This is a genomic window from Kribbella speibonae (assembly GCF_004331375.1).
Taxonomy (GTDB): Bacteria; Actinomycetota; Actinomycetes; order Propionibacteriales; family Kribbellaceae; genus Kribbella; species Kribbella sindirgiensis.
Window position 1 is genome coordinate 254,413 of sequence record NZ_SJKC01000004.1, and the last position, 18,279, is coordinate 272,691.

The 18,279-nt window shown below is 69.2% G+C and carries 18 protein-coding genes; 6 read left to right on the forward strand and 12 right to left on the reverse strand.

All coding sequences use genetic code 11. From position 1 onward, the window contains the following. Positions 1 to 7 precede the first annotated feature (7 nt). Positions 8 to 646, reverse strand: coding sequence for a GntR family transcriptional regulator (locus E0H92_RS29220; RefSeq protein ID WP_131463522.1), 639 nt, complete (start codon positions 644 to 646; stop codon positions 8 to 10). A gap of 63 nt (positions 647 to 709) precedes the next feature. Continuing rightward, complete coding sequence (locus E0H92_RS29225; protein WP_131498532.1) at positions 710 to 1,198, reverse strand: pyridoxamine 5'-phosphate oxidase family protein; 489 nt, start codon at positions 1,196 to 1,198, stop codon at positions 710 to 712. Positions 1,199 to 1,281: 83 nt separating this feature from the next. Here E0H92_RS29225 and E0H92_RS29230 point away from each other — a divergent pair, with 83 nt between their 5' ends. Next, entirely contained in the window at positions 1,282 to 3,165 is a 1,884-nt protein-coding gene (locus E0H92_RS29230; RefSeq protein WP_238152866.1) for a hypothetical protein, read from the forward strand. Here the strand turns inward: E0H92_RS29230 and E0H92_RS29235 are convergent. Together E0H92_RS29235 and E0H92_RS29240 are read right to left on the reverse strand one after the other, a co-directional pair. Next, positions 3,142 to 3,852 (reverse strand): isocitrate lyase/PEP mutase family protein, encoded by a 711-nt coding sequence (locus E0H92_RS29235; protein WP_131498533.1) that lies wholly within the window; start codon positions 3,850 to 3,852, stop codon positions 3,142 to 3,144. The two genes, E0H92_RS29230 and E0H92_RS29235, sit on opposite strands and share 24 nt — an antisense overlap. Further along, positions 3,849 to 4,310 carry a carboxymuconolactone decarboxylase family protein gene (locus tag E0H92_RS29240; protein WP_131498534.1) on the reverse strand — a complete coding sequence of 154 codons (462 nt, stop codon included), beginning with the start codon at positions 4,308 to 4,310 and terminating at the stop codon, positions 3,849 to 3,851. Before E0H92_RS29240 ends, E0H92_RS29235 begins: the two co-directional genes overlap by 4 nt. Before the next feature lie 46 nt (positions 4,311 to 4,356). Here E0H92_RS29240 and pdxR point away from each other — a divergent pair, with 46 nt between their 5' ends. Continuing rightward, on the forward strand, positions 4,357 to 5,739 hold the full coding sequence (gene pdxR / locus E0H92_RS29245; protein WP_131498535.1) for a MocR-like pyridoxine biosynthesis transcription factor PdxR: 1,383 nt from the start codon (positions 4,357 to 4,359) through the stop codon (positions 5,737 to 5,739). Positions 5,740 to 6,088: 349 nt separating this feature from the next. Here pdxR and mmuM read toward each other — a convergent pair whose 3' ends face one another. From mmuM to E0H92_RS29280, 7 genes are read right to left on the reverse strand one after another with little or no spacing between them, the layout of a single operon-like run. Further along, on the reverse strand, positions 6,089 to 6,952 hold the full coding sequence (gene mmuM / locus E0H92_RS29250; RefSeq protein WP_238173649.1) for a homocysteine S-methyltransferase: 864 nt from the start codon (positions 6,950 to 6,952) through the stop codon (positions 6,089 to 6,091). Next, complete coding sequence (locus E0H92_RS29255) at positions 6,945 to 7,871, reverse strand: FAD-dependent oxidoreductase (protein ID WP_131291406.1); 927 nt, start codon at positions 7,869 to 7,871, stop codon at positions 6,945 to 6,947. The genes mmuM and E0H92_RS29255 overlap by 8 nt, the downstream gene beginning before the upstream one ends. A gap of 27 nt (positions 7,872 to 7,898) precedes the next feature. Next, a complete protein-coding gene (locus E0H92_RS29260) occupies positions 7,899 to 8,984 on the reverse strand; it encodes an esterase-like activity of phytase family protein (RefSeq protein ID WP_131498536.1) in 1,086 nt (361 codons plus the stop codon). 34 nt (positions 8,985 to 9,018) lie between these two features. After that, entirely contained in the window at positions 9,019 to 9,843 is an 825-nt protein-coding gene (locus E0H92_RS29265) for a M55 family metallopeptidase (protein WP_131498537.1), read from the reverse strand. After that, a complete protein-coding gene (locus E0H92_RS29270) occupies positions 9,844 to 11,160 on the reverse strand; it encodes an enolase C-terminal domain-like protein (RefSeq protein ID WP_131498538.1) in 1,317 nt (438 codons plus the stop codon). After that, a complete protein-coding gene (gene kdgD, locus E0H92_RS29275) occupies positions 11,157 to 12,083 on the reverse strand; it encodes a 5-dehydro-4-deoxyglucarate dehydratase (protein WP_131463543.1) in 927 nt (308 codons plus the stop codon). Before kdgD ends, E0H92_RS29270 begins: the two co-directional genes overlap by 4 nt. 52 nt (positions 12,084 to 12,135) lie before the next feature. Continuing rightward, positions 12,136 to 13,035, reverse strand: coding sequence for a LysR family transcriptional regulator (locus E0H92_RS29280; protein ID WP_238173650.1), 900 nt, complete (start codon positions 13,033 to 13,035; stop codon positions 12,136 to 12,138). A gap of 96 nt (positions 13,036 to 13,131) precedes the next feature. Between E0H92_RS29280 and E0H92_RS29285 the strand changes: the two genes are divergently transcribed. The 4 genes from E0H92_RS29285 to E0H92_RS29300 are packed head-to-tail and all read left to right on the forward strand — an operon-like array spanning position 13,132 to position 17,355. Continuing rightward, complete coding sequence (locus E0H92_RS29285; protein ID WP_131498539.1) at positions 13,132 to 14,130, forward strand: Bug family tripartite tricarboxylate transporter substrate binding protein; 999 nt, start codon at positions 13,132 to 13,134, stop codon at positions 14,128 to 14,130. Further along, entirely contained in the window at positions 14,127 to 14,618 is a 492-nt protein-coding gene (locus tag E0H92_RS29290; RefSeq protein WP_131463547.1) for a tripartite tricarboxylate transporter TctB family protein, read from the forward strand. The genes E0H92_RS29285 and E0H92_RS29290 overlap by 4 nt, the downstream gene beginning before the upstream one ends. After that, entirely contained in the window at positions 14,618 to 16,102 is a 1,485-nt protein-coding gene (locus tag E0H92_RS29295) for a tripartite tricarboxylate transporter permease (RefSeq protein ID WP_131498540.1), read from the forward strand. The genes E0H92_RS29290 and E0H92_RS29295 overlap by 1 nt, the downstream gene beginning before the upstream one ends. Continuing rightward, positions 16,099 to 17,355: a glucarate dehydratase family protein gene (locus tag E0H92_RS29300; RefSeq protein ID WP_131463551.1), complete on the forward strand. Its 1,257-nt coding sequence runs from the start codon at positions 16,099 to 16,101 to the stop codon at positions 17,353 to 17,355. Before E0H92_RS29295 ends, E0H92_RS29300 begins: the two co-directional genes overlap by 4 nt. Here the strand turns inward: E0H92_RS29300 and E0H92_RS29305 are convergent, their stop codons facing one another. Beyond that, positions 17,356 to 18,279 carry a hypothetical protein gene (locus E0H92_RS29305; protein ID WP_131498541.1) on the reverse strand — a complete coding sequence of 308 codons (924 nt, stop codon included), beginning with the start codon at positions 18,277 to 18,279 and terminating at the stop codon, positions 17,356 to 17,358. It abuts the gene before it with no gap.

Consider the following 18,279-nt stretch of genomic DNA (forward strand, 5'->3'; position numbering starts at 1 on the left):
CAAATTCTCACTCCATCCCGCGGCTGCTCCGGAACAGCACGTGGGACTGCGCGAGGTGCTCGGTGGCGAGGCGTTCGGCGGCGTCGACGTCCCGGTTGGCGATCGCGGTGAACAGCTCCAGGTGCTGGCCGGCGACCGCGATCAGGTCGTCGTGCTGGGTCAGCAGCCAGCGCATCCGGCTGCGCAACGGGCGCTCGATCTCGACCAGCAGCTCGTTGGACGCCAGCTCGGTCACGATCTCGTGGAAGTCGGCCGCCTTCCGCCGCGCGACGACGGCGTCCTTCGCCCGGGCCGCGACCAGTTGCTCGTCCAGAACCGCCCGCAGCCGGTCGAGTCCTTCCCGGGTACGCCGCTCCGCCGCGAGCCGGAACGTCAGCGGCTCGAACGCCTCCCGGACCTCGGTGAGGTCGGCGATGTCGGAGTCGGTGAACGTCCGCACCACCGCCCACGAGCGCGGCCGCAACGTCACCAGGCCTTCGTTGACGAGCGCCTTCAGGGCCTCCCGCACCGGCACCCGGCTGACGTCCAGCGCGGCGGCCAGCTCGCGCTCGACCAGCCGCTCACCCGGCGGCCGCACCCCGTCGAGGATCTCGCCCCGCAGCTGTCGCGTGACCCGTTCGGTCTCGGACTCCCGGCTCTCGCTCATCGACCCTCTCCGACGTTTGGTATGCCATTGCCAGCATGGCGTACTAGCGGCCGGCGGGGCGAATCAGCCGGCCGACTTCTCCTTGATCAGGTCCTCGACGGCCTTCGGGATCGTGGTCTCGAAGTCGAGCAGCTTGGCCCACGTGAGCGTGACCGTGATGACCACCATCTCGTCGTACAGGGCCTTCACGCCCTCGACCCAGCCCGGGTACTGCTCGTCGGTCATGACCTTGTGGCCTGCGATCAGGTAGCCCTCGGGAACTCCCGGGACCAGCTCGAGCGACGCGGTGCCGCGGAGCAGCAGCACCTTGGGCGGGAAGGCGCCGGTGTCGATGGTGAGCGCGACCTTCGGGTTCTTGCGGAGTGCGGCGACCTTGGCGGTCTTGGGCGCGGTGGCGATCTGGATCTGGTCGCCCTCGATCCAGAACCCGATCGGGACCACCCGCGGGTCGCCGTCGAGGCCGTCGTAGGCGAAGCGGGCCGGCTCGGAGCCGTTCAGGAGCTGCTGCGCGTACGGCTTGGCGAGGATCTCGGCGATCTGCTGCTGGTTCATCTCGGTATCCAATCTGAGGAGGTTGTTCTCATCAGGGGGACGGAGCCGCCGCGGGGTTCTCGACATCGATAGGTTGGCGGATCGTGGAAAGTTTTGAGTTCGGTCGCGGGAAGGTCCAGCTCGCCGACGACGGTGCCGTCGCACAGGTGCTGCACCCGGATGGACGGCGCGTCCTGCTGGACGACGGCGTAGATGGCACTGTGCAAGACAGCCTGCACGCCTGGGGCAAGGGTTTCGTGATCACCGATCGCGGAGCGCACCGGTTCGACGCCCCGGCGTTCACCCGGTGGCGGAGCAGCGGCATCGACCTGATGTACCAGTTCGGTGACCTGGAGCTCCGCGTCGGCCGGCGCTTCGGTGAGCGGTGGACCGAGACGTACGAGCTCCGCAACACCGGCTCCGATCCGGTCGAGGTCGGGTCGCTGGCGATCAGTACGCCGTACCGCGATGTCTACACGTCGAGCCGGGAGAGCCTCACCGGCGCGGTGCACGCGCACGTCTGGACAGGCGGCGCGGACGCGTGGGTCTGGGCGGTGCCGATGGACGGCAGCGGGCCTGGGCTCGGCCTGCAGCTCACGGAGGGCGAGCTCTGGGCGTACTCGGTCGAGTCCCGCGAGCCCGGCACGAGCAGCAACATCCGCGGCCACATCTACCTCCATGTCACCGACCATGCACGGGTACCCGGCGCGATGGGCGGCCAACCGGCCATCACGCTCGCGCCAGGAGCGTCGTACCGCTGGACCTGGCAGCTGGCCTGGTACGACGACCTGCCCGCCTTCCATGCGGACCGCGCACCGCTGGTCGGCGCCGACCGCCTCGCCGTCGAGGTCGGCGAGACGATCCAGCTGCACGACGGGCGCGAGATCACGAGCAGCGAGCCAGGCATCAAGTACGTCGAAGCTCCCGACGGCAGGTCGCGGATCGCGGTCCTCTTCCACGAGCCGCTGCGAACGATCGCCGAACGCCGCGCCCGCTTCGTCCTCGACCGGCAACGGCGACCGGAGCTTCCCGACAGCCGCAAGTACGCGTTCGTGCCGTACGACAACGAGAGCGGTCTGACCGTCCTGTCCAGCGCCTGGCGCGACTGGAACGACGCCCGCGAACGCGTCGGCATGGCTCTTCTCCTGCAGGAGGTCCGCGACCGCGGTTGGGGCGACCGCGCCGAACTGGACGAGGCGCTGGCCGGGTACGAGCAGTTCGTCCGCGAGCATCTGCTCGACGAGCACGGCACGATCCAGGACGACAGCGTCCACCAGAACGCCGTACGTCTCTACAACTTCCCGTGGTTCGCCCGCTTCCTGCTCGGCCAGGGCGATCGCGCCGGCGCGGCCCGCATCCTCAACCGGTACTACGAACTCGGCGGCGACCACTTCCTCGCCTTCGACCTCGGCCCGCTGCTGAGCGAACTCGGCCTCCACGAGCACCTGGTCCGGCACGCGACGACCTTCATCGGGTACGGCGACGAGCTGCCGCCGCACGAGGTGAACTACGAGCAGTCGATGGTCGCCCCGCTCCTCGAGCTGCTCGTGTCGGCGTATCGCGTCGCACCGGACCAGATCGACGGCGCCGAGCTGACCCGGCGCCTCCCGTGGCTGACCGCGTTCGCCGCCGACCAGCCCGACGTACGGCTGCGGCACGTGCCGATCCGGCACTGGGACGGCTACTGGTTCGGCCGGCTGCGCCTGTGGGGCGACGTCTTCCCTCACTACTGGTCCGCGTTGAGCGCGGTCGTGTACGCCGCCTGGCCCCGCGAACTCGTGACGCCGGACGAGGCCGCCTGGCTGGATCGCGCGGAGGACGCGATCCTCCGCGCGAACCTGGTCAGCTTCGCCGCGGACGGATCGGCGACCTGCGCGTTCGTGTACCCGAGCTGCGTCAACGGCCAGCCCGCCCACATCGCCGACCCCCTCGCCAACGACCAGGATTGGGCCCTCGTCTACGCCTTACGGCGTGAGCGTCGGCAGTAGCTCGCGGAGCTGGGCCATCACGTACTCGTGCACGCTCGTCCCGTACGAGATCCGCGTCGCGCCGGCCGCGGCGAGCTCGGCCGGCGTCGGTCCACCGGTCTTCGCGTGCCCGTTGATCGGCCCGCCGACCGCCTCGGCCACCTGGGCCAGCTGGTCGAGCGGCGCGAGGATCGGATACACGCAGTCGACCCCGGCCCGCCGGTACTCGCGTCCGCGCCGTACCGCCTCGGCGACGGGGTCGTCCACCGGCCGGAGGAACGTGTCGACGCGCGCGTTGATCACCAGCTCGGCGCCCGCAGCCGCGCGTACCTCGGCCAGATAGTCCGCCTGCTGGGCGATGTCGACCAGTGCGCCGTCGACCGAGTCCTCGAGGTTGCAGCCGACCGCGCCGGTCTCCAGCAGCCGCTCCGCGAACTCCTTCGGCGGCAGACCGTACCCGGCCTCCAGATCCGCGGTGACCGGTACGTCGACCGCGCGCACGATCCGCGCCACGGCGGCGAACATCGTCTGCGGCGGGGTCAGCTGTCCGTCGTCGTACCCGAGGACGCGGGCGACCGCGCCGCTGCTGGTGGCCACGGCCGAGAAGCCGGCCTCGGCGACGAGGCGTGCGCTCACCGGGTCCCAGGCGTTCGGGAGGACCAGGGGAGTGCCGCCGTGGTGGAGTGCTCTGAAGAGTTCGGCGGTCATGGCTTGTAGTGGCCGGGCTCCATCCGCCCGGTCACCCCCACGCGGGTCCACATGTTGATGGTGATGATCAACGCGATCAGCTGCGCGAGCTCCTTCTCGCCGAACGCTTGCGCCGCGACCTCGTACACGTCGTCCGGGACGTGGTCGACGCTGATCAGCGTGATCGCCTCGGTCAGCTGCAGCGCGGCCTTCTCCTGCTCGGTGTAGAACTTCGCCGCCTCGCGCCACACCGGGAGCAGCGCGATCCGCTGCTGCTGGTCCTCGCCGAGCTCCCGCAGGTCGAGCGAGTGCATGTCGGTGCAGTACGCGCACCCGTTGATCTGCGAGGCCCGGATCCGCACCAGATGCGCCAGCTTCGGGTCGATCCCCTCGTCCGACACCCGGTCCAGCTCGATCATCGCCTTGTAGAAGTCCGGCACCAGGTTGGCGAGCTTGACCCGCCGTGTTGATGTTGTCATACCTTCAACCTAAAGGCGGATCGGCCCAGGTGTATGGTCCACTTCTATGGTGGATCAAGGGGCCAATTCGGCGGGGGCGGATTTGCACCTGGATCTGGCCGCGGCGCGGGGGCGGAACGAGTTGGCGCGTGCGTTGCACGAGTCGATCCGGAGTGGGCGGTTGACGGCGGGGACCCGGCTGCCGTCGTCGCGGTCGCTGGCCCGGGACCTCGGCATCGCGCGGAACACGGTCGCCGACGCGTACGGGCAGCTCGTGGCCGAGGGGTGGCTGACGGCGCGCCAAGGGTCCGGGACAGTGGTCGCGAGCCGGGCCGCCGTACCGCCGGCGCCGGCCGTTTCGTTGCCTGAGGCCCGGAGTTTTCGGTACGACCTGACGCCGGGATCACCGGACGTGGCGACGTTCCCGCGGACCGAATGGCTGGCCGCGGCGCGGAAGGCGCTGACCGCGGCGCCGAACGAGGCGTTCGGGCTCGGCGATCCGCGCGGCCGGATCGAGTTGCGGCGAGTGCTGGCCGACTACCTGGCCCGGGCGCGCGGCGTGCGGGCCGACCCGGAGCGGATCCTGATCTGCTCCGGGTACGTGCAGGCGCTGAGTCTGCTCAGCGAGGCGATCAAGAATCTCGGCGGTACGACGATCGCGGTCGAGGAGTTCGGGTACGGGCTGCATCGGGACGTGATCCGGGCGCGCGGCCTGGACGTGGTCGCTGTACCGGTCGACGAGCTGGGTGCGCAGACCACCGGGCTGACCGGGCAGGGCGTACTGCTGACGCCCGCACATCAGATGCCGACGGGCGTGCCGCTCGCCCCGGAACGCCGTACCGCTGCTGTCGAGTGGGCGCGGGAGTCGGGGGCGGTGCTGATCGAGGACGACTACGACGGCGAGTTCCGGTACGACCGGCAGGCGGTCGGGGCGTTGCAGGCGCTGGATCCGGAGCGTGTCGTGTACACGGGTACGGCGAGCAAGAGCCTCGCGCCCGGGCTGCGGCTCGCGTGGATGGTGCTGCCGCAGCGGCTGATCGAGCCCGTCGTCGCCGCCAAACGCACCGCCGACTTCCAGACCGCCACCCTCGAGCAACTGATCCTCGCCGAATTCATTGCCTCCGGCCACTACGACCGGCATGTACGGCGTTCGCGCCTGCACTACCGCCGCCGTCGCGACCGCCTCGTCGAACTGCTCGCGGTCCGCGCCCCCACGGTCGAGGTCGCAGGCATCTCCGCCGGCCTGCACGTGTTGCTCGACGTCCCCGGAGACGCCGAGGACATGGTTGCCCGAGCCGCGCGCCAGGGCCTCGGCCTCGCCACGCTCACGACGTACCACTTCGACCCGACCCCAGCCACCCGCCAAGCAGTCATCGTCGGCTACGGCACCCCACCCGACCACGCCTACCCCGGAGCCCTAGACCTCCTCTGCCAGGTCCTCGGCGTCTAACCCCGCGCACCCCCCGCAATCCCCGTCGCTGCTCAGGGCTCCCCAAACCAGTTCGGGGAGCCCTGCACCCCGAACACACCCCGAAAACGGCAGGTGATCCTCCCCAAACCGGTTTGGGGAGGAACGCGGCCCCGGGGAGGGCGTGCCCCAGGGGAGGTCGTGGGTGGGCAGGTGTGGGGTTTGCTCTGCTGCCCGGTCCAGGGGCGAACCCTGAAGAGCGGGGAAACAAATTTGCAGATCGCGACAGTTTCTTTCCCAACAAGACAGCTCACCCGCTCCGACGACGCCACTCACCGTCGAGCATCGACGAGCTCGGCAGACACAAGCAGGCAGGGCATGTGGCGCGCGGCTACGCAACGCCCGTCGCGAGCGCTTGGATGTCGTCTGGGCTTACTCGGCAGCAGCCTCCGACGTACTTGGCACCCGCCTCGACCCAGCCGGGTGCCAAGGCTGCAGGCCCGGTGCCGTCGCCGACCCAGGTGCGTGCGACCGCGTCCCAGGACTCACCGCGGTTGGGGTAGGCGATCGCGGGCTTGCCGGACACGGCGACGGCTGTCTGTACGGCGGCTCGGACGTCGGTGGGTTTGCAGCAGTTGATGCCGACGGCAATGATCTGGGGAATGGCGGGGATCGCGAAGGCGTCGGTGAGTGGTTGGCCGGCGCGGGTGTGGTTGCCGTCGATCGAGTACGAGAACCAGGCGCGGACGTCGAGTTCGCGCAGGAGCTCGACCAGGACCTCGGCCTCGTCGGTGTCGGGGATGGTTTCGACGGCCAGGAGGTCGGGGCCGGCGGCCGCGAGGAGTTCGAGGCGCGGGCCGTGGAAGTCGCGGAGGACCTGCGAGCTGACGCCGTACCGGCCGCGGTACTCCGATCCGTCGGCGAGCATCGCGCCGTACGGACCGACCGACGCGGCCACGAGCCGGTCGTCGAACTCGTCGCGGACCTCGCGGGCGATCCGCACGCTGCTCGTGATCAGGCGCTCGGCCTCGGCGCGTTCGACACCGGCTCGTGCGAAACCGTCCACGCTGGCCTGGTAGCTCGCCGTGGTCGCGACCATCGCCCCGGCCTCGTAGTACGCGCGGTGCACGGCGGCGATCTCCGCGGGAGCGTCGCGCAGCAGGCGGGCGGACCACAGCGCGTCGGACAGGTCGTGGCCGCGGTCCTCCAACGCGTTCGACAGACCGCCGTCCAGGATGACCAGCTGGTCAGACACCTTGGACAAGTTCGAAGACCTCGTCCGCGCAGCCCCAGGAGAGTGTGACGCCGGAGCCGCCGTGGCCGTAGCAGTGGATGATCGGCTCGCCGGAGCGGGTGCGCACGAGCTCGCAGCGGATCGCCGGACGTGCCGGACGCAGCCCGACGCGCTGCCGGATGATTTTCGCCTTGCGCAGTTGCGGAACCAGCTCGGCCGCCCGCTCCAGGATCTCTTCGGTGGTCTTCGGGTCGACGGCCAGATTCCAGTCGCCGGGCTGGCTGGTGCCGCCGACGACCACGTCGTTCTGCCGCGGAATCACGTACGTCAGCTCGTCCGGCGAACGGTCCGCGACCAGCCAGTCGGTCAGCCCGCACGGCTCGACCGTCAGCACCTGACCACGCACCGGCGTCACCGTCGGATCGCCCGCGGTCAGCCGCGCGCCCAGGCCGGTGCAGTTCACCACGAGATCGGCCCCGGTCGGCAACGCGGACAACGCGGCCCGGGTCAGCGTCCCGCCCGCCGCCTCGAGCCGTTTCACCAACGCGGGCAGGTACGCCGGCATGTCGATCACCGGCGCCGTGAAGGCCCACCCGTCCGCGAACCCGGCCGGCGGCGACGCGACCCGGGTGAGATCCGGCAGTACGTCGGCCCACCGCGGATCCGGCGTCCGCTCCACCAGGAACTCGCGCCCGTGCCGCAGCTGCACCGACGGCTCGAGCTCCGTCAGCTTCGTGAACTCCTCGTACGTCGCCCGCGACCAGCCGGCCACCCGGTCCTCCGGCGCCGACAGGTACGGGTACCAGATCGCGGCCGCCACCGACGAGGTCGTCTCCAACGGCAGATCGCGGGCGAGCACCGCCACGTCGTACCCGCCCTCGGCGAGCCGGATGGCGCAGCTCAGCCCGATCACGCCCGCACCCACCACGATCACGCGCATTCACACAGTGTTACGTACAGCCCGCCATCACGCCAGGTTGACTGCCAGCGAGTAGAAGCGGGTGATCTGGGTGGCGCCGTTGTTGTCGTCCGACATCAGGTACAGCTGCCGGCGCCCGCCCGGCAGGTAGCCGCCGAGGGCGAGCGCTTCGACGTTGTCCAGCAGCGGGTTCGGCTGCGGCTGCTTCGCGACCGCGCCCGACGGCGGGCAGTCCACCAGGTCGAAAAGCAGCTTCTTCTGCAGGAAGACCGACGACGGCGCATCCGCCAGCGAGGCGACCTTGGTGACATCGGTCGCCCGCCGCAGCGACACCGTGAACACCCGGATCGTGTTCCCGACGCCCGGCGTGAACGTCCGCTCCATCGACACCAGCTCGGTCGGGCTCGCCGACGCGAGTTCGACGAGCGCGAGCCCCGGATCCGGCTGGTACGCGTACTGCGCGACGGGCCGATACTCGTGCCCCGGCAGCCCGAAGTACCGGATGATGCGGTTCCGGCTGCGGTTGCCGGCGTCGGTCCCGTCCGAAGCGAGCGGCCCTTCCATACCGGCGTACAGCGACAGACCGTCACGGCTGACCGCGAGCGACTCGAACGTCGCGTTGCTCGTCGCCTCGCCGGCCGGCGCGACCTGGAAGCGGGCCGGCACCGGCAGTTGGCCGATCTGCTTGCCGTCTGACAGCCGGAAGCGCCGGATCGACGGCTCCCGCTCCGACGTCGCCAGGATGGTCCGGTCGCCCCGCTCGACGACGAGTCCTTCGCCGTCGAAGTCGCCGCCGTTGTACGGCGTACCGTCCGGGCGCCGGAGAATCGTCATCCCGTCGACCTGTACCGACGTCGGCGTGCTGTTCACCTTCAGGTCGAACACCCGGGCGGGTGTGGTCGCGACGTTGTCGACCAGCGCGACCGCGCTGTGCGGCCCGGTCACGTTGAGTGCGGACAGTCCCGCCACCGGCTGCCCGTCGTACGTCGTCTTGTCGAGCGCGTCGCTGAAACCGAGGAGCGTCGCATGCCGCGAGCAAGCACCGCCGTACTGGAGAGGAGTCGCGGACGCGGTGAGCGTCGTGGTGAGGGCGGTCAGGACGACTGCTGCGGCCAGCGGCTGGTGCCAACGCATTCCGGACTCCTAGGAGAGAGACGACCGGACCAAACTACTCGCTGACTCCGCGGCTCAACAGGACGGTCGCGATGAAGCTCCGGTAAAGCTGCAGCGGATTGTCATTGCGCAAGGCAACGACCTTCTCCTCGCGCCGCTCGACGCCGCGCAGCTGGGTGGCCAGCTCGGCGAACGCCCCGTTGTGGAAACGCACGGTCAGCTCGGCGGGCAGCGTGATACTCGGCAACCGGATGTCGCTCAGCCGGGCGAGCGCGCGGCGGGCACCGTCGTGGATCAGCTCCCGGGCCCGCTCCGGATGCACCGACAGGGCGGCGTTGTGCGACACCGAATCCTTCACCACGACCGATTCGATCTCCGGACAGAACGCCTGTGCCTCGTCGATCGTCACCCGGTCGCCGGAGATCAGTACGACGGGCACACCGTGCGCCAGCGCTGCGAGCGCGTTGATCCCGGCCTCGCCGGTGATCGCGCCGTTCAGCCGGACCTCGGCGATCGCGCGCGGGTTGTAGGTGTGGTGCAGCACGGACGACGTGGACCCCGCCGACCCGTGGTACGAGACGAAGAACACGGCGTCGAACGAGTCGTCGAGACCCTGCATCATGTACAACGGCTTGTGCTTCCCGGACAGGTAGCTCGCCCGCCCGTGCAGTTCGTCCGGGCGCAGGTTCTGCATCGTCGAATGCGAGTCGTTCACCAGGAACTCGGTCCCGCCCGCGGCCAGCGCGCCGTCGATCGCGGCGTTCACCTCGGCCTGCAGCTGACCCCGGTAGTACTCGTACTCCGCGGCGGGTCCGCGTACCTGGCTCCAGTCGACGACGCCCGCCGTACCTTCCATGTCGGTCGACAAGAAGATCCTCATCTAACGGACCATACAAGGCTTCTTCGGGTCGAAGGTCCAGTCCTCGATCAGGTACTGCATCGCGATCGCGTCGTTGCGTGCGCCGAGGCCGTGCTCGAGGTACAGCTCGTGAGCGGCGGTCAGCGCGTCGCGGTCGAGGTCGATCCCGAGGCCGGGGCGCGTCGGTACGGCGATCTCGCCGCCGGCGATCCGCAGCGGTTCCTTGGTCAGCGCCTGTCCGTCCTGCCAGATCCAGTGCGTGTCGAGTGCGGTGATGTCTCCCGGTGCGACCGCGCCGACGTGGGTGAACATCGCGAGCGAGATGTCGAAGTGGTTGTTGGAGTGCGAACCCCAGGTCAGCCCGAAGTCGTGGCACAGTTGCGCGACCCGCACCGATCCGGCCATCGTCCAGAAGTGCGGGTCCGCCAGCGGGATGTCGACCGCGTCCGTCCGGATCGCGTGCGCGAGCTCGCGCCAGTCGGTCGCGATCATGTTCGTCGCCGTCCGCAGACCGGTCTGGCGCTTGAACTCGGCCATCGTCTCCCGCCCGGAGAACCCGGACTCGGCGCCGCACGGATCCTCGACGTAGGCCAGTACGTCGTCCAGTCCCGAGCAGACCGCGACGGCCTCGCGGACCAGCCACGCCCCGTTCGGGTCGACCGTGATCCGCGCCCCCGGAAACCGCTCGTGCAACGCTCGCACCGCGTCCACCTCGACATGCGGATCGAACACGCCACCCTTGAGCTTGAAGTCGGCGAACCCGTACCGCTCCTGCGCCGCCACAGCCAACTCGACAACAGCCTCAGCAGTAAGTGCCGGCTTCCGCCGCAACTCCAGCCACCGGTCACCACCACCGTCCTGGTAGGGCAGGTCCGTTTGGGCGGCATCGCCTACGTAGAACAGGTAACCCAGCACCGGGACCGCGCTGCGCTGCTGTCCGTCGCCCAGTAATTCGGCAACCGGGACTCCGAGATGCTGCCCGAGCAGATCCAGCAGTGCCGACTCGAGTCCCGTCACCGCATGCACCGTCGTCCGAAGGTCAAAGGTCTGCAGCCCACGCCCACCGGCGTCCCGCCCTTGGAAGGCGGTGGAAATCGCGCGAAGCAGCCGGCGGTATCCAGCCAGTGGCTGGTTGATGAGCTGAGGTGCCGCGTCGCGGATCGTCCCCGCGATCTTCTCCCCGCCAGGCACCTCGCCAAGCCCCGTATTACCCGAGCTGTCGGTCACGATCACGACGTTCCGAGTGAAGAACGGCCCGTGCGCCCCACTCAGATTCAGCAACATGCTGTCGTACCCAGCCACGGGCACGACCTCGACCGACGCGACAGTAGGCGTCATTTCACCTTCTTGATCAACTCGGTCAGCTCCGCGAGTTCCTCGGAGCTGAGGTCCTGCAGCGGCGGCCGCACCGGCCCGGCGCCGCGTCCGATCGCGTTGACGCCGGCCTTCACGATCGACACGGCGTACCCCTTGGTCCGGTCGCGGATGTCCAGGTACGGCAGCACGAACTCCCGCAGCTTGCGGTACACCGCGTCGCGGTCCTGGGCGATCACGTCGGCGTAGAAGCCGAGCGCGAACTCCGGCACGAAGTTGAAGATCGCCGACGAGTACGTGCTGTACCCGAGCTGCAGCAGCGGCAGCGCGAACGTCTCCGCCGTCGGCAGCCCGCCGACGTACGTGAGCCGCTCGCCGACCAGCGCGTACGTCCGCGTCATCTGCTCGACGTTCCCGACCCCGTCCTTGAGGCAGACCAGGTTCGGGTTGCGGTCCGCGAGCTCGGCGACCGTGACGTCGTCGAGGATCGCGTTCGCGCGGCTGTACACCGTCACCCCGAGGCTCGTACTACGGCACACCGCCGACACATGCTCGATCAAACCACGCTGACCGGCCTCGGTCAGGTACGGCGGGAACAGCAGCACCCCGTCCGCGCCGGCCGCCTCCGCCGCCTGGGCTCCCGCCACCGCGGCGGCGGTTCCGCCGGTCGCCGGTGCGATCACCGGGACCCGTCCGTTCACCTCCGAAACAGCGGTCCGTACGACGGTGTCGATCTCCGCCGGCGTCAGCGAGAAGCCCTCGCCGGTCCCGCCCGCGGCGAACAGGCCCGCGACGTCGTACTGGCTCAGCCAGGACAGGTGCTCGCGGTACCCGGCCTCGTTGAAGCTGAGGTCCGCGTGGAAGTGCGTCACGGGGAACGAGAGCAGCCCGGTCTTCAGCTGCGCGGCGAGTTCGGTGGGGGAGTACCGGGGGGAGTCATTGGTCACGCGGCACAGCGTAGGAAGCCGCGTGGATACCTGTCCAAGATCGATTTTGGATCTAATGATGCTCTGGGAGCATCGTGAGGACGCGCTGCAGGACCGGGCTGGTCGCGTCCCGGCGCCAGATCGCGTGCAGCTCGACCGCCTCGACAGGTCCGGCGGGTCCGTCCAGGTCGCAGTACGTCACGCCCTCGACGCCGAGGTAGCGGGCCGACGCCGGCACCAGCGCGACGCCGCGGCCGGCCGCGACCAGCAGGATCACGGTGAGGATCTGCTGCACCCGCTGCTCGATCCTCGGGTGCGACTCGGCGAGGAACCGGACCGTGAGCTCGTGAAAGTACCGGGCCTGGGTCGGCGAGTAGCTGATCACCTGCTCTCCGCTGAAGTCCGCGGACGTCAACGGCCGGCGGAGCGCGGCGAGCCGATGGTTGCCGGGGACAACAGCACACAACGGTTCCCGCACCACGATCCGGGAGTCCAGTACGTCGGAGTCGAACGGCGGCCGTCCGAGTCCGAGATCCAGCTCGCCACGCAGCAGCCCGTCGATCTGCGCGGGGGTGACCCGCTCGTGCAGGATCACGTCGACGTCCGGCAGTTCCTCGGACAGCCGGCGCAGCAGCGGCCCCAGCGTCCGGATCGCCGATGTGGCCGTGAAGCCCAGCCGGAGCGTCCCGGCCGCGCCTTGGTCCACCCGGCGGGCCAGATCGCCCGCGGTCTCGACCAGCGCGAGCAGCCGGCGTGCCTCGGTGAGGAACGCCTGCCCGGCCTCGGTCAGCTCGACCTTGCGGTTGTCGCGTTCGAGCAGCCGCGCGCCGACGGCCCGCTCGAGCTTCTGCACCTGCCGGCTCAACGGCGGCTGGGTCATGTTCAGCCGCTCGGCGGCCCGGCCGAAGTGCAGTTCCTCGGCGACCGCGACGAACGCGCTCAGCTGGTCGAGCGAAAACATGAGTCCCGACATGATGCAGGAAAGGTATCACTCGATGCCACATCGGCCTTGGACACGCATGATCGCGCCTCCCTACGCTCACGCAATCGAGCCCGGAGGAGGATTCCGATGCTGTTCAAGCTCAACCGTCGCGTCCTGGTGACGGCGGTCAGCGCTTCCGTCCTGTTGGCAGGCTGCGGTGGGGTCAAGACGACCTCCACCGGCGGCGAGGGTGACTATCCGACCGGCAACATCCAGATGAGCGTCGGTGCGTCGCCCGGCGGCAGTACCGACCTGATCACGCGGGCGATCGCGGAGGGCGTCGGCAAGGAGCTCGGCGTCTCGGTGCCGGTGGTCAACAAACCCGGTGCGAACGGTGCGCTGAACGCCAAGGAACTGCAGTCGGCGAAGCCGGACGGCTACAAGATCGCGGTCCAGAACGCGTCGCTGTTCACCATCACCCCGCTCGCCGTGTCGGCGAACGAGGTGGTGAAACTCGACGACTTCGACCTGATCACCGGGGTCTCGCAGGACGACTACATGCTGGCTGCGCCGGCCGCGTCCGGGTACAAGACGATCGCCGACCTGAAGAAGGCCGGCAAGAACATCAAGTACGGAACGACCGGCGTCGGTACCGGCGCGCAGCTCGCCTCCGCGTTGACCTTCAAGACCGCGGGCATCGCGGCGACGGACGTTCCGTTCGACGGCGGCGCTCCGGCGATGACCGCGCTGCTCGGTCAGCAGGTCGACGTCGCCACCTTCCAGATCGGCGAGGGGATCGAGAACGTCAAGTCCGGCAAGCTCGTCCCGCTCGCGGTGTTCTCCGCCGAGCGGATCGCCTTCCTGCCGGAGGTGCCGACCGCCAAGGAACAGGGCTACGACGTGGTGGTGTCGCAGTACCGGTTCCTGACCGCGCCGAAAGGCACGCCCGACGACGTCAAGGCGAAGCTCGCCGAGGCCGCGAAGAAGACCTTCGCCACCGACACGTACAAGAAGTTCAACGAGGCGAACTTCCTGACGCCGCGCGAGGTCGGGCCCGACGAGATCAAGAAGATCCTCGACGAGGCCACCGCCAAGTACAAGGCGCAGCTCGACCAGTACGGCATCTCGCTGGCGGCGAAGAAGTGAGTTTCGACGCCGAGGCGCTGCAGGCGGAGCTGGCTGAGGACCGGCCTCCGCATGCGGGGCCGTGGTCGCAGCTGGGCGCCGCGGTCGTCGCTGGTGCCGTCGGGATCGCCGGTGTGATCGGGTCGGTCACGCTCGGGCTGGGCCGGTTGACCCAGCCCGGGCCGGGGCTGTGGCCGTTCGTGGTCTGCGTTGTCGTCACCGTGCTGTCGATCGCGCTCGCACTGGTCGGGCGGCACGGGACGGACACCGAGAAGTTCTCGCGGGCGAGTGTGCAGACCGCGGTCGCCGTACTGACGCTGGTGGTCTTCGCGGCCGTGCTGCCGTTGATCGGGTTCGAGATCCCGTCGCTGCTGCTGACGTTCGTCTGGCTGCGGTTCCTCGGCAAGGAGTCCTGGGTGTCGTCGGTCGCGATCAGCGTGGGTACGGTCGCCGCGTTCTACGTCCTGTTCGTCCTGCTGCTGCAGATTCCGCTGCCCAGGTTGATCTGATGGGCGGCTTCATCGATGGTTTCGGCGTCGTCCTGGAGCCCGCGAACCTGCTCTACTGCCTGGTCGGCGTCGTCATCGGCATGCTGATCGGCGTCCTGCCCGGGCTCGGCCCGGCCGCGACGATCGCGATCCTGTTGCCGATCACGTACGGCGTGGAGCCGGTGTCCGCGATCATCATGCTCGCCGGCATCTTCTACGGCGCGCAGTACGGCGGAACGATCACGTCGGTCCTGCTGCGGCTACCGGGCGAGGCCTCGTCCGTGGTGACGGTGTTCGACGGGTTCGCGCTGGCCAAACAAGGACGAGCCGGTACGGCGCTCGGGATCGCCGCGATCGGATCGTTCATCGGCGGCACGGTGTCGATCATCGGCCTGACCCTGCTCGCACCGGTGGTCGCGGGCGTGGCACTCGACTTCGGTCCGCCGGAGTACGCCGCGTTGTCGTTGTTCGGCGTCCTGCTGGTGGCGACCGTGGGGAACGGCGGCCGGCTGAAGTCGGTGATCGCGGCCGGTGTCGGGTTGCTGCTGGCAACGGTCGGGCGGGACACGTTCACCGGGGCGAGCCGGTTCACGTTCGACAGCCTGAACCTTGCCGATGGCATCGACTTCGTGCCGATCGCGATGGGGCTGTTCGGGCTCGGCGAGATCCTCTACAACCTGGAGGAACGCCACCACAAGCTGCAGACACCGGCCGCGGTCGCGAACGTCTGGCCGTCGCGGGCCGACCTGCGGCAGGCCCGCGGCGCGATCGGCCGCGGTTCGGTCATCGGCTTCGTACTCGGCGTACTGCCCGGTGGCGGCGCGACCTTGTCGTCGCTGGTCGCGTACGCGGTCGAGAAGCGGCGGTCGAAGGAGCCCGAGCGGTTCGGTCGCGGCGCGGTCGAGGGTGTCGCGGCGCCGGAGACCGCGAACAACGCGGCGGCCACCTCGTCGTTCATCCCGCTGCTGACGCTCGGGATCCCCGCGAACGCGACGATGGCGCTGATGTTCGGCGCGCTGCTGATCCAGGGCATCCCGCCCGGTCCGCAACTGGTGTCCGAACACCCGGACCTGTTCTGGGGCGTGATCAACTCGATGTACCTCGGCAACATCCTGCTGCTGATCATGAGCATCCCGCTGGTCGGGGTGTTCGTGAAGATCCTCAAGGTGCGGCCCGCCGTCCTCGCGCCGATCACCGTGCTGATCACGCTGCTCGGCGTCTACACGGTGGCGAACCAGGTGTTCGACATCTTCCTGGTGATCGTGTTCGGCGTCCTCGGGTACCTGATGAAGAAGTTCGGGTTCGAGCCGGGGCCGCTGGTGCTCGCGTTCGTGCTCGGCAGCGTGATGGAGACCGCGGTCCGGCAGTCGCTGCTGATCTTCGGCGGCAACCCGGGCGGCTTCTTCACTCGCCCGATCTCCGGCACGGTCCTCGTGGCGCTGATCATCGTCCTCGCCCTCCCCGCCATCCGGGCGCTCGTCAGGCGCCAGAAGGAACGTGTATGACCAAGATCGCCAGCGTCGAACTCACCCCGGTCGCCTTCGCGGACCCGCCGCTGCTCAACGTCGTCGGCGTCCACGAACCGTACGCACTGCGCACGATCGTCCAGGTGCGGACGGACGACGGGCTGGTCGGGCTGGGGGAGACGTACGCCGCCGACGACCATCTGGAACGGTTGCGGGCGGTCGCGGACGTGCTGCCCGGGCTCGACCCGTTCGACCTCAACGGGTTGCGGCAACGCGTACGCGACGTACTGACGTCAGGCGGTGCTCAGGTGGGCGGGATGCTCAACCTGCAGGATCCGGCCGACGTGGTGTTGTCGCCGTACGAGGTCGCCTTCCTGGACATCCAGGGGAAGCAGTTGGGACGGCCCGTGGTGGATCTGCTGGGCGGGGCGGTCCGGGACGAGGTGCCGTTCAGCGCGTATCTGTTCTACAAGTGGGCCGCTCATCCAGGCGGTGCGGAGGACGTGTGGGGTGCGGCGCTCGATCCGGACGGGATCGTGCGGCAGGCCCGGACGATGATCGACGAGTACGGGTTCACCGCGATCAAGTTGAAGGGCGGCGTGTTCCCGCCGGCGGAGGAGACCGAGGCGGTCCGGGCGCTCGCCGACGCGTTCCCGGAGCACAAGCTGCGGATCGATCCGAACTGTGCGTGGACCGTCGACACCTCGGTACAGGTCGCTCGGGAGCTCACCGGCGTACTGGAGTATCTGGAGGACCCGACGCCCGGGATCGACGCGATGGCGGCCGTTGCGCGGCAGGCAGCGGGCACAGGGATCCCGTTGGCGACCAACATGTGCGTGATCGCGTTCGCGCATCTGAAGCCGGCGGTGCTTGCGGACGCGGTGCAGGTGGTGTTGTCGGATCATCACTACTGGGGCGGGTTGCGGCGGTCGCAGCTGCTGGCGGGGATCTGCGACACGTTCGGGATGGGGTTGTCGATGCATTCCAACTCGCATCTCGGGATCAGCCTGGCCGCGATGACGCATCTGGCCGCGGCGACGCCGAACCTGACGTATGCGTGCGACACGCACTACCCGTGGAAGACGGAGGACGTGATCAAGCCGGGTGTGCTGGCCTTCGAGTCGGGGAGTGTGCGGGTGCCCCGTGGGCCTGGGCTCGGGGTCGAGCTGGATGGCGACATGTTGGGGGCGTTGCACGAGCAGTACCTGGCGTGCGGGATCCGGAAGCGGGACGACACGACGTACATGCGGACGGTCGATCCGGGGTTCAGTCCCAACACTGGACGCTGGTAGTCAGACCGGCCAGCCGTTCGCGGAGAGGGCGTTCAGTACGGCGGTGCGCTGCGGGTTGAGCGGGACGTACAGGAGTGGTTTGCCGTCCGGGCCGCGGAGGCGGGCGTAGCGGCGGCCAACCTTGGTGGAGGTCACCGCGGTTCGTTGGACAACCTGCGAGGCGAGCGTTCCGTGGGTGACCGACACACGGTCCGGCGCGATCGTGACGATCAGGGTGACGCGGAGCGCGTGCCGGATCGAGATGACGACCAAGGCGAGTGCGAGCGCGAGGCTCGGTCCCATGACCGCGATGATGATCGCGGTCGGTGACGCACTGGCGAACGCCAAGGCCATCACCCCCATCACGAGCACCACGACAAACGCCACCGCGAGCTTCGGATTGAACCCGTTGGCCCACGGCAACGGCCCCTGACGCCCATCTCGCAGCACAACCCGCGTCTCCCGCCGCGCCGGCTCCGACGGTGCAACAACCTGAGGAGGTGCCGGCGCATCCTCCCCCGTTGAGCACTGCCAGCCTTCGGCGGTGGCGGCTCGGCGGAACTCGTTGACGTCGAAGCGGGCCAGGGGAAACACGCCGCTCGAGGTCATGCCGTCGAGATACAGATGTGGCTGGCCGCGGTGGTCTGCGACGCGCAACGTGCTGTCGTCGTTGCGGACCAGCTCCCACGACGTACCGGAAGCGCGCAACGCGGTGATGCGATCCGGCCGCACCTCGATCCAGTCCGGATGCCGGCGTACCGCCCGCCCCGCGATCACGAACGCCACCGGAATCAGCAGCACCGCGATGACCGCCATCACGACCGCCACCTGCCAGATCCCGTTGGCGAACTCGAGGACGGCGAACGCGCCCAGCACGATCGTCCCGCCGAATTCGACCCGCTTCCGCGGCGGGACCGGCTTGCGGGCGTGGACGAGCTGCGCCAT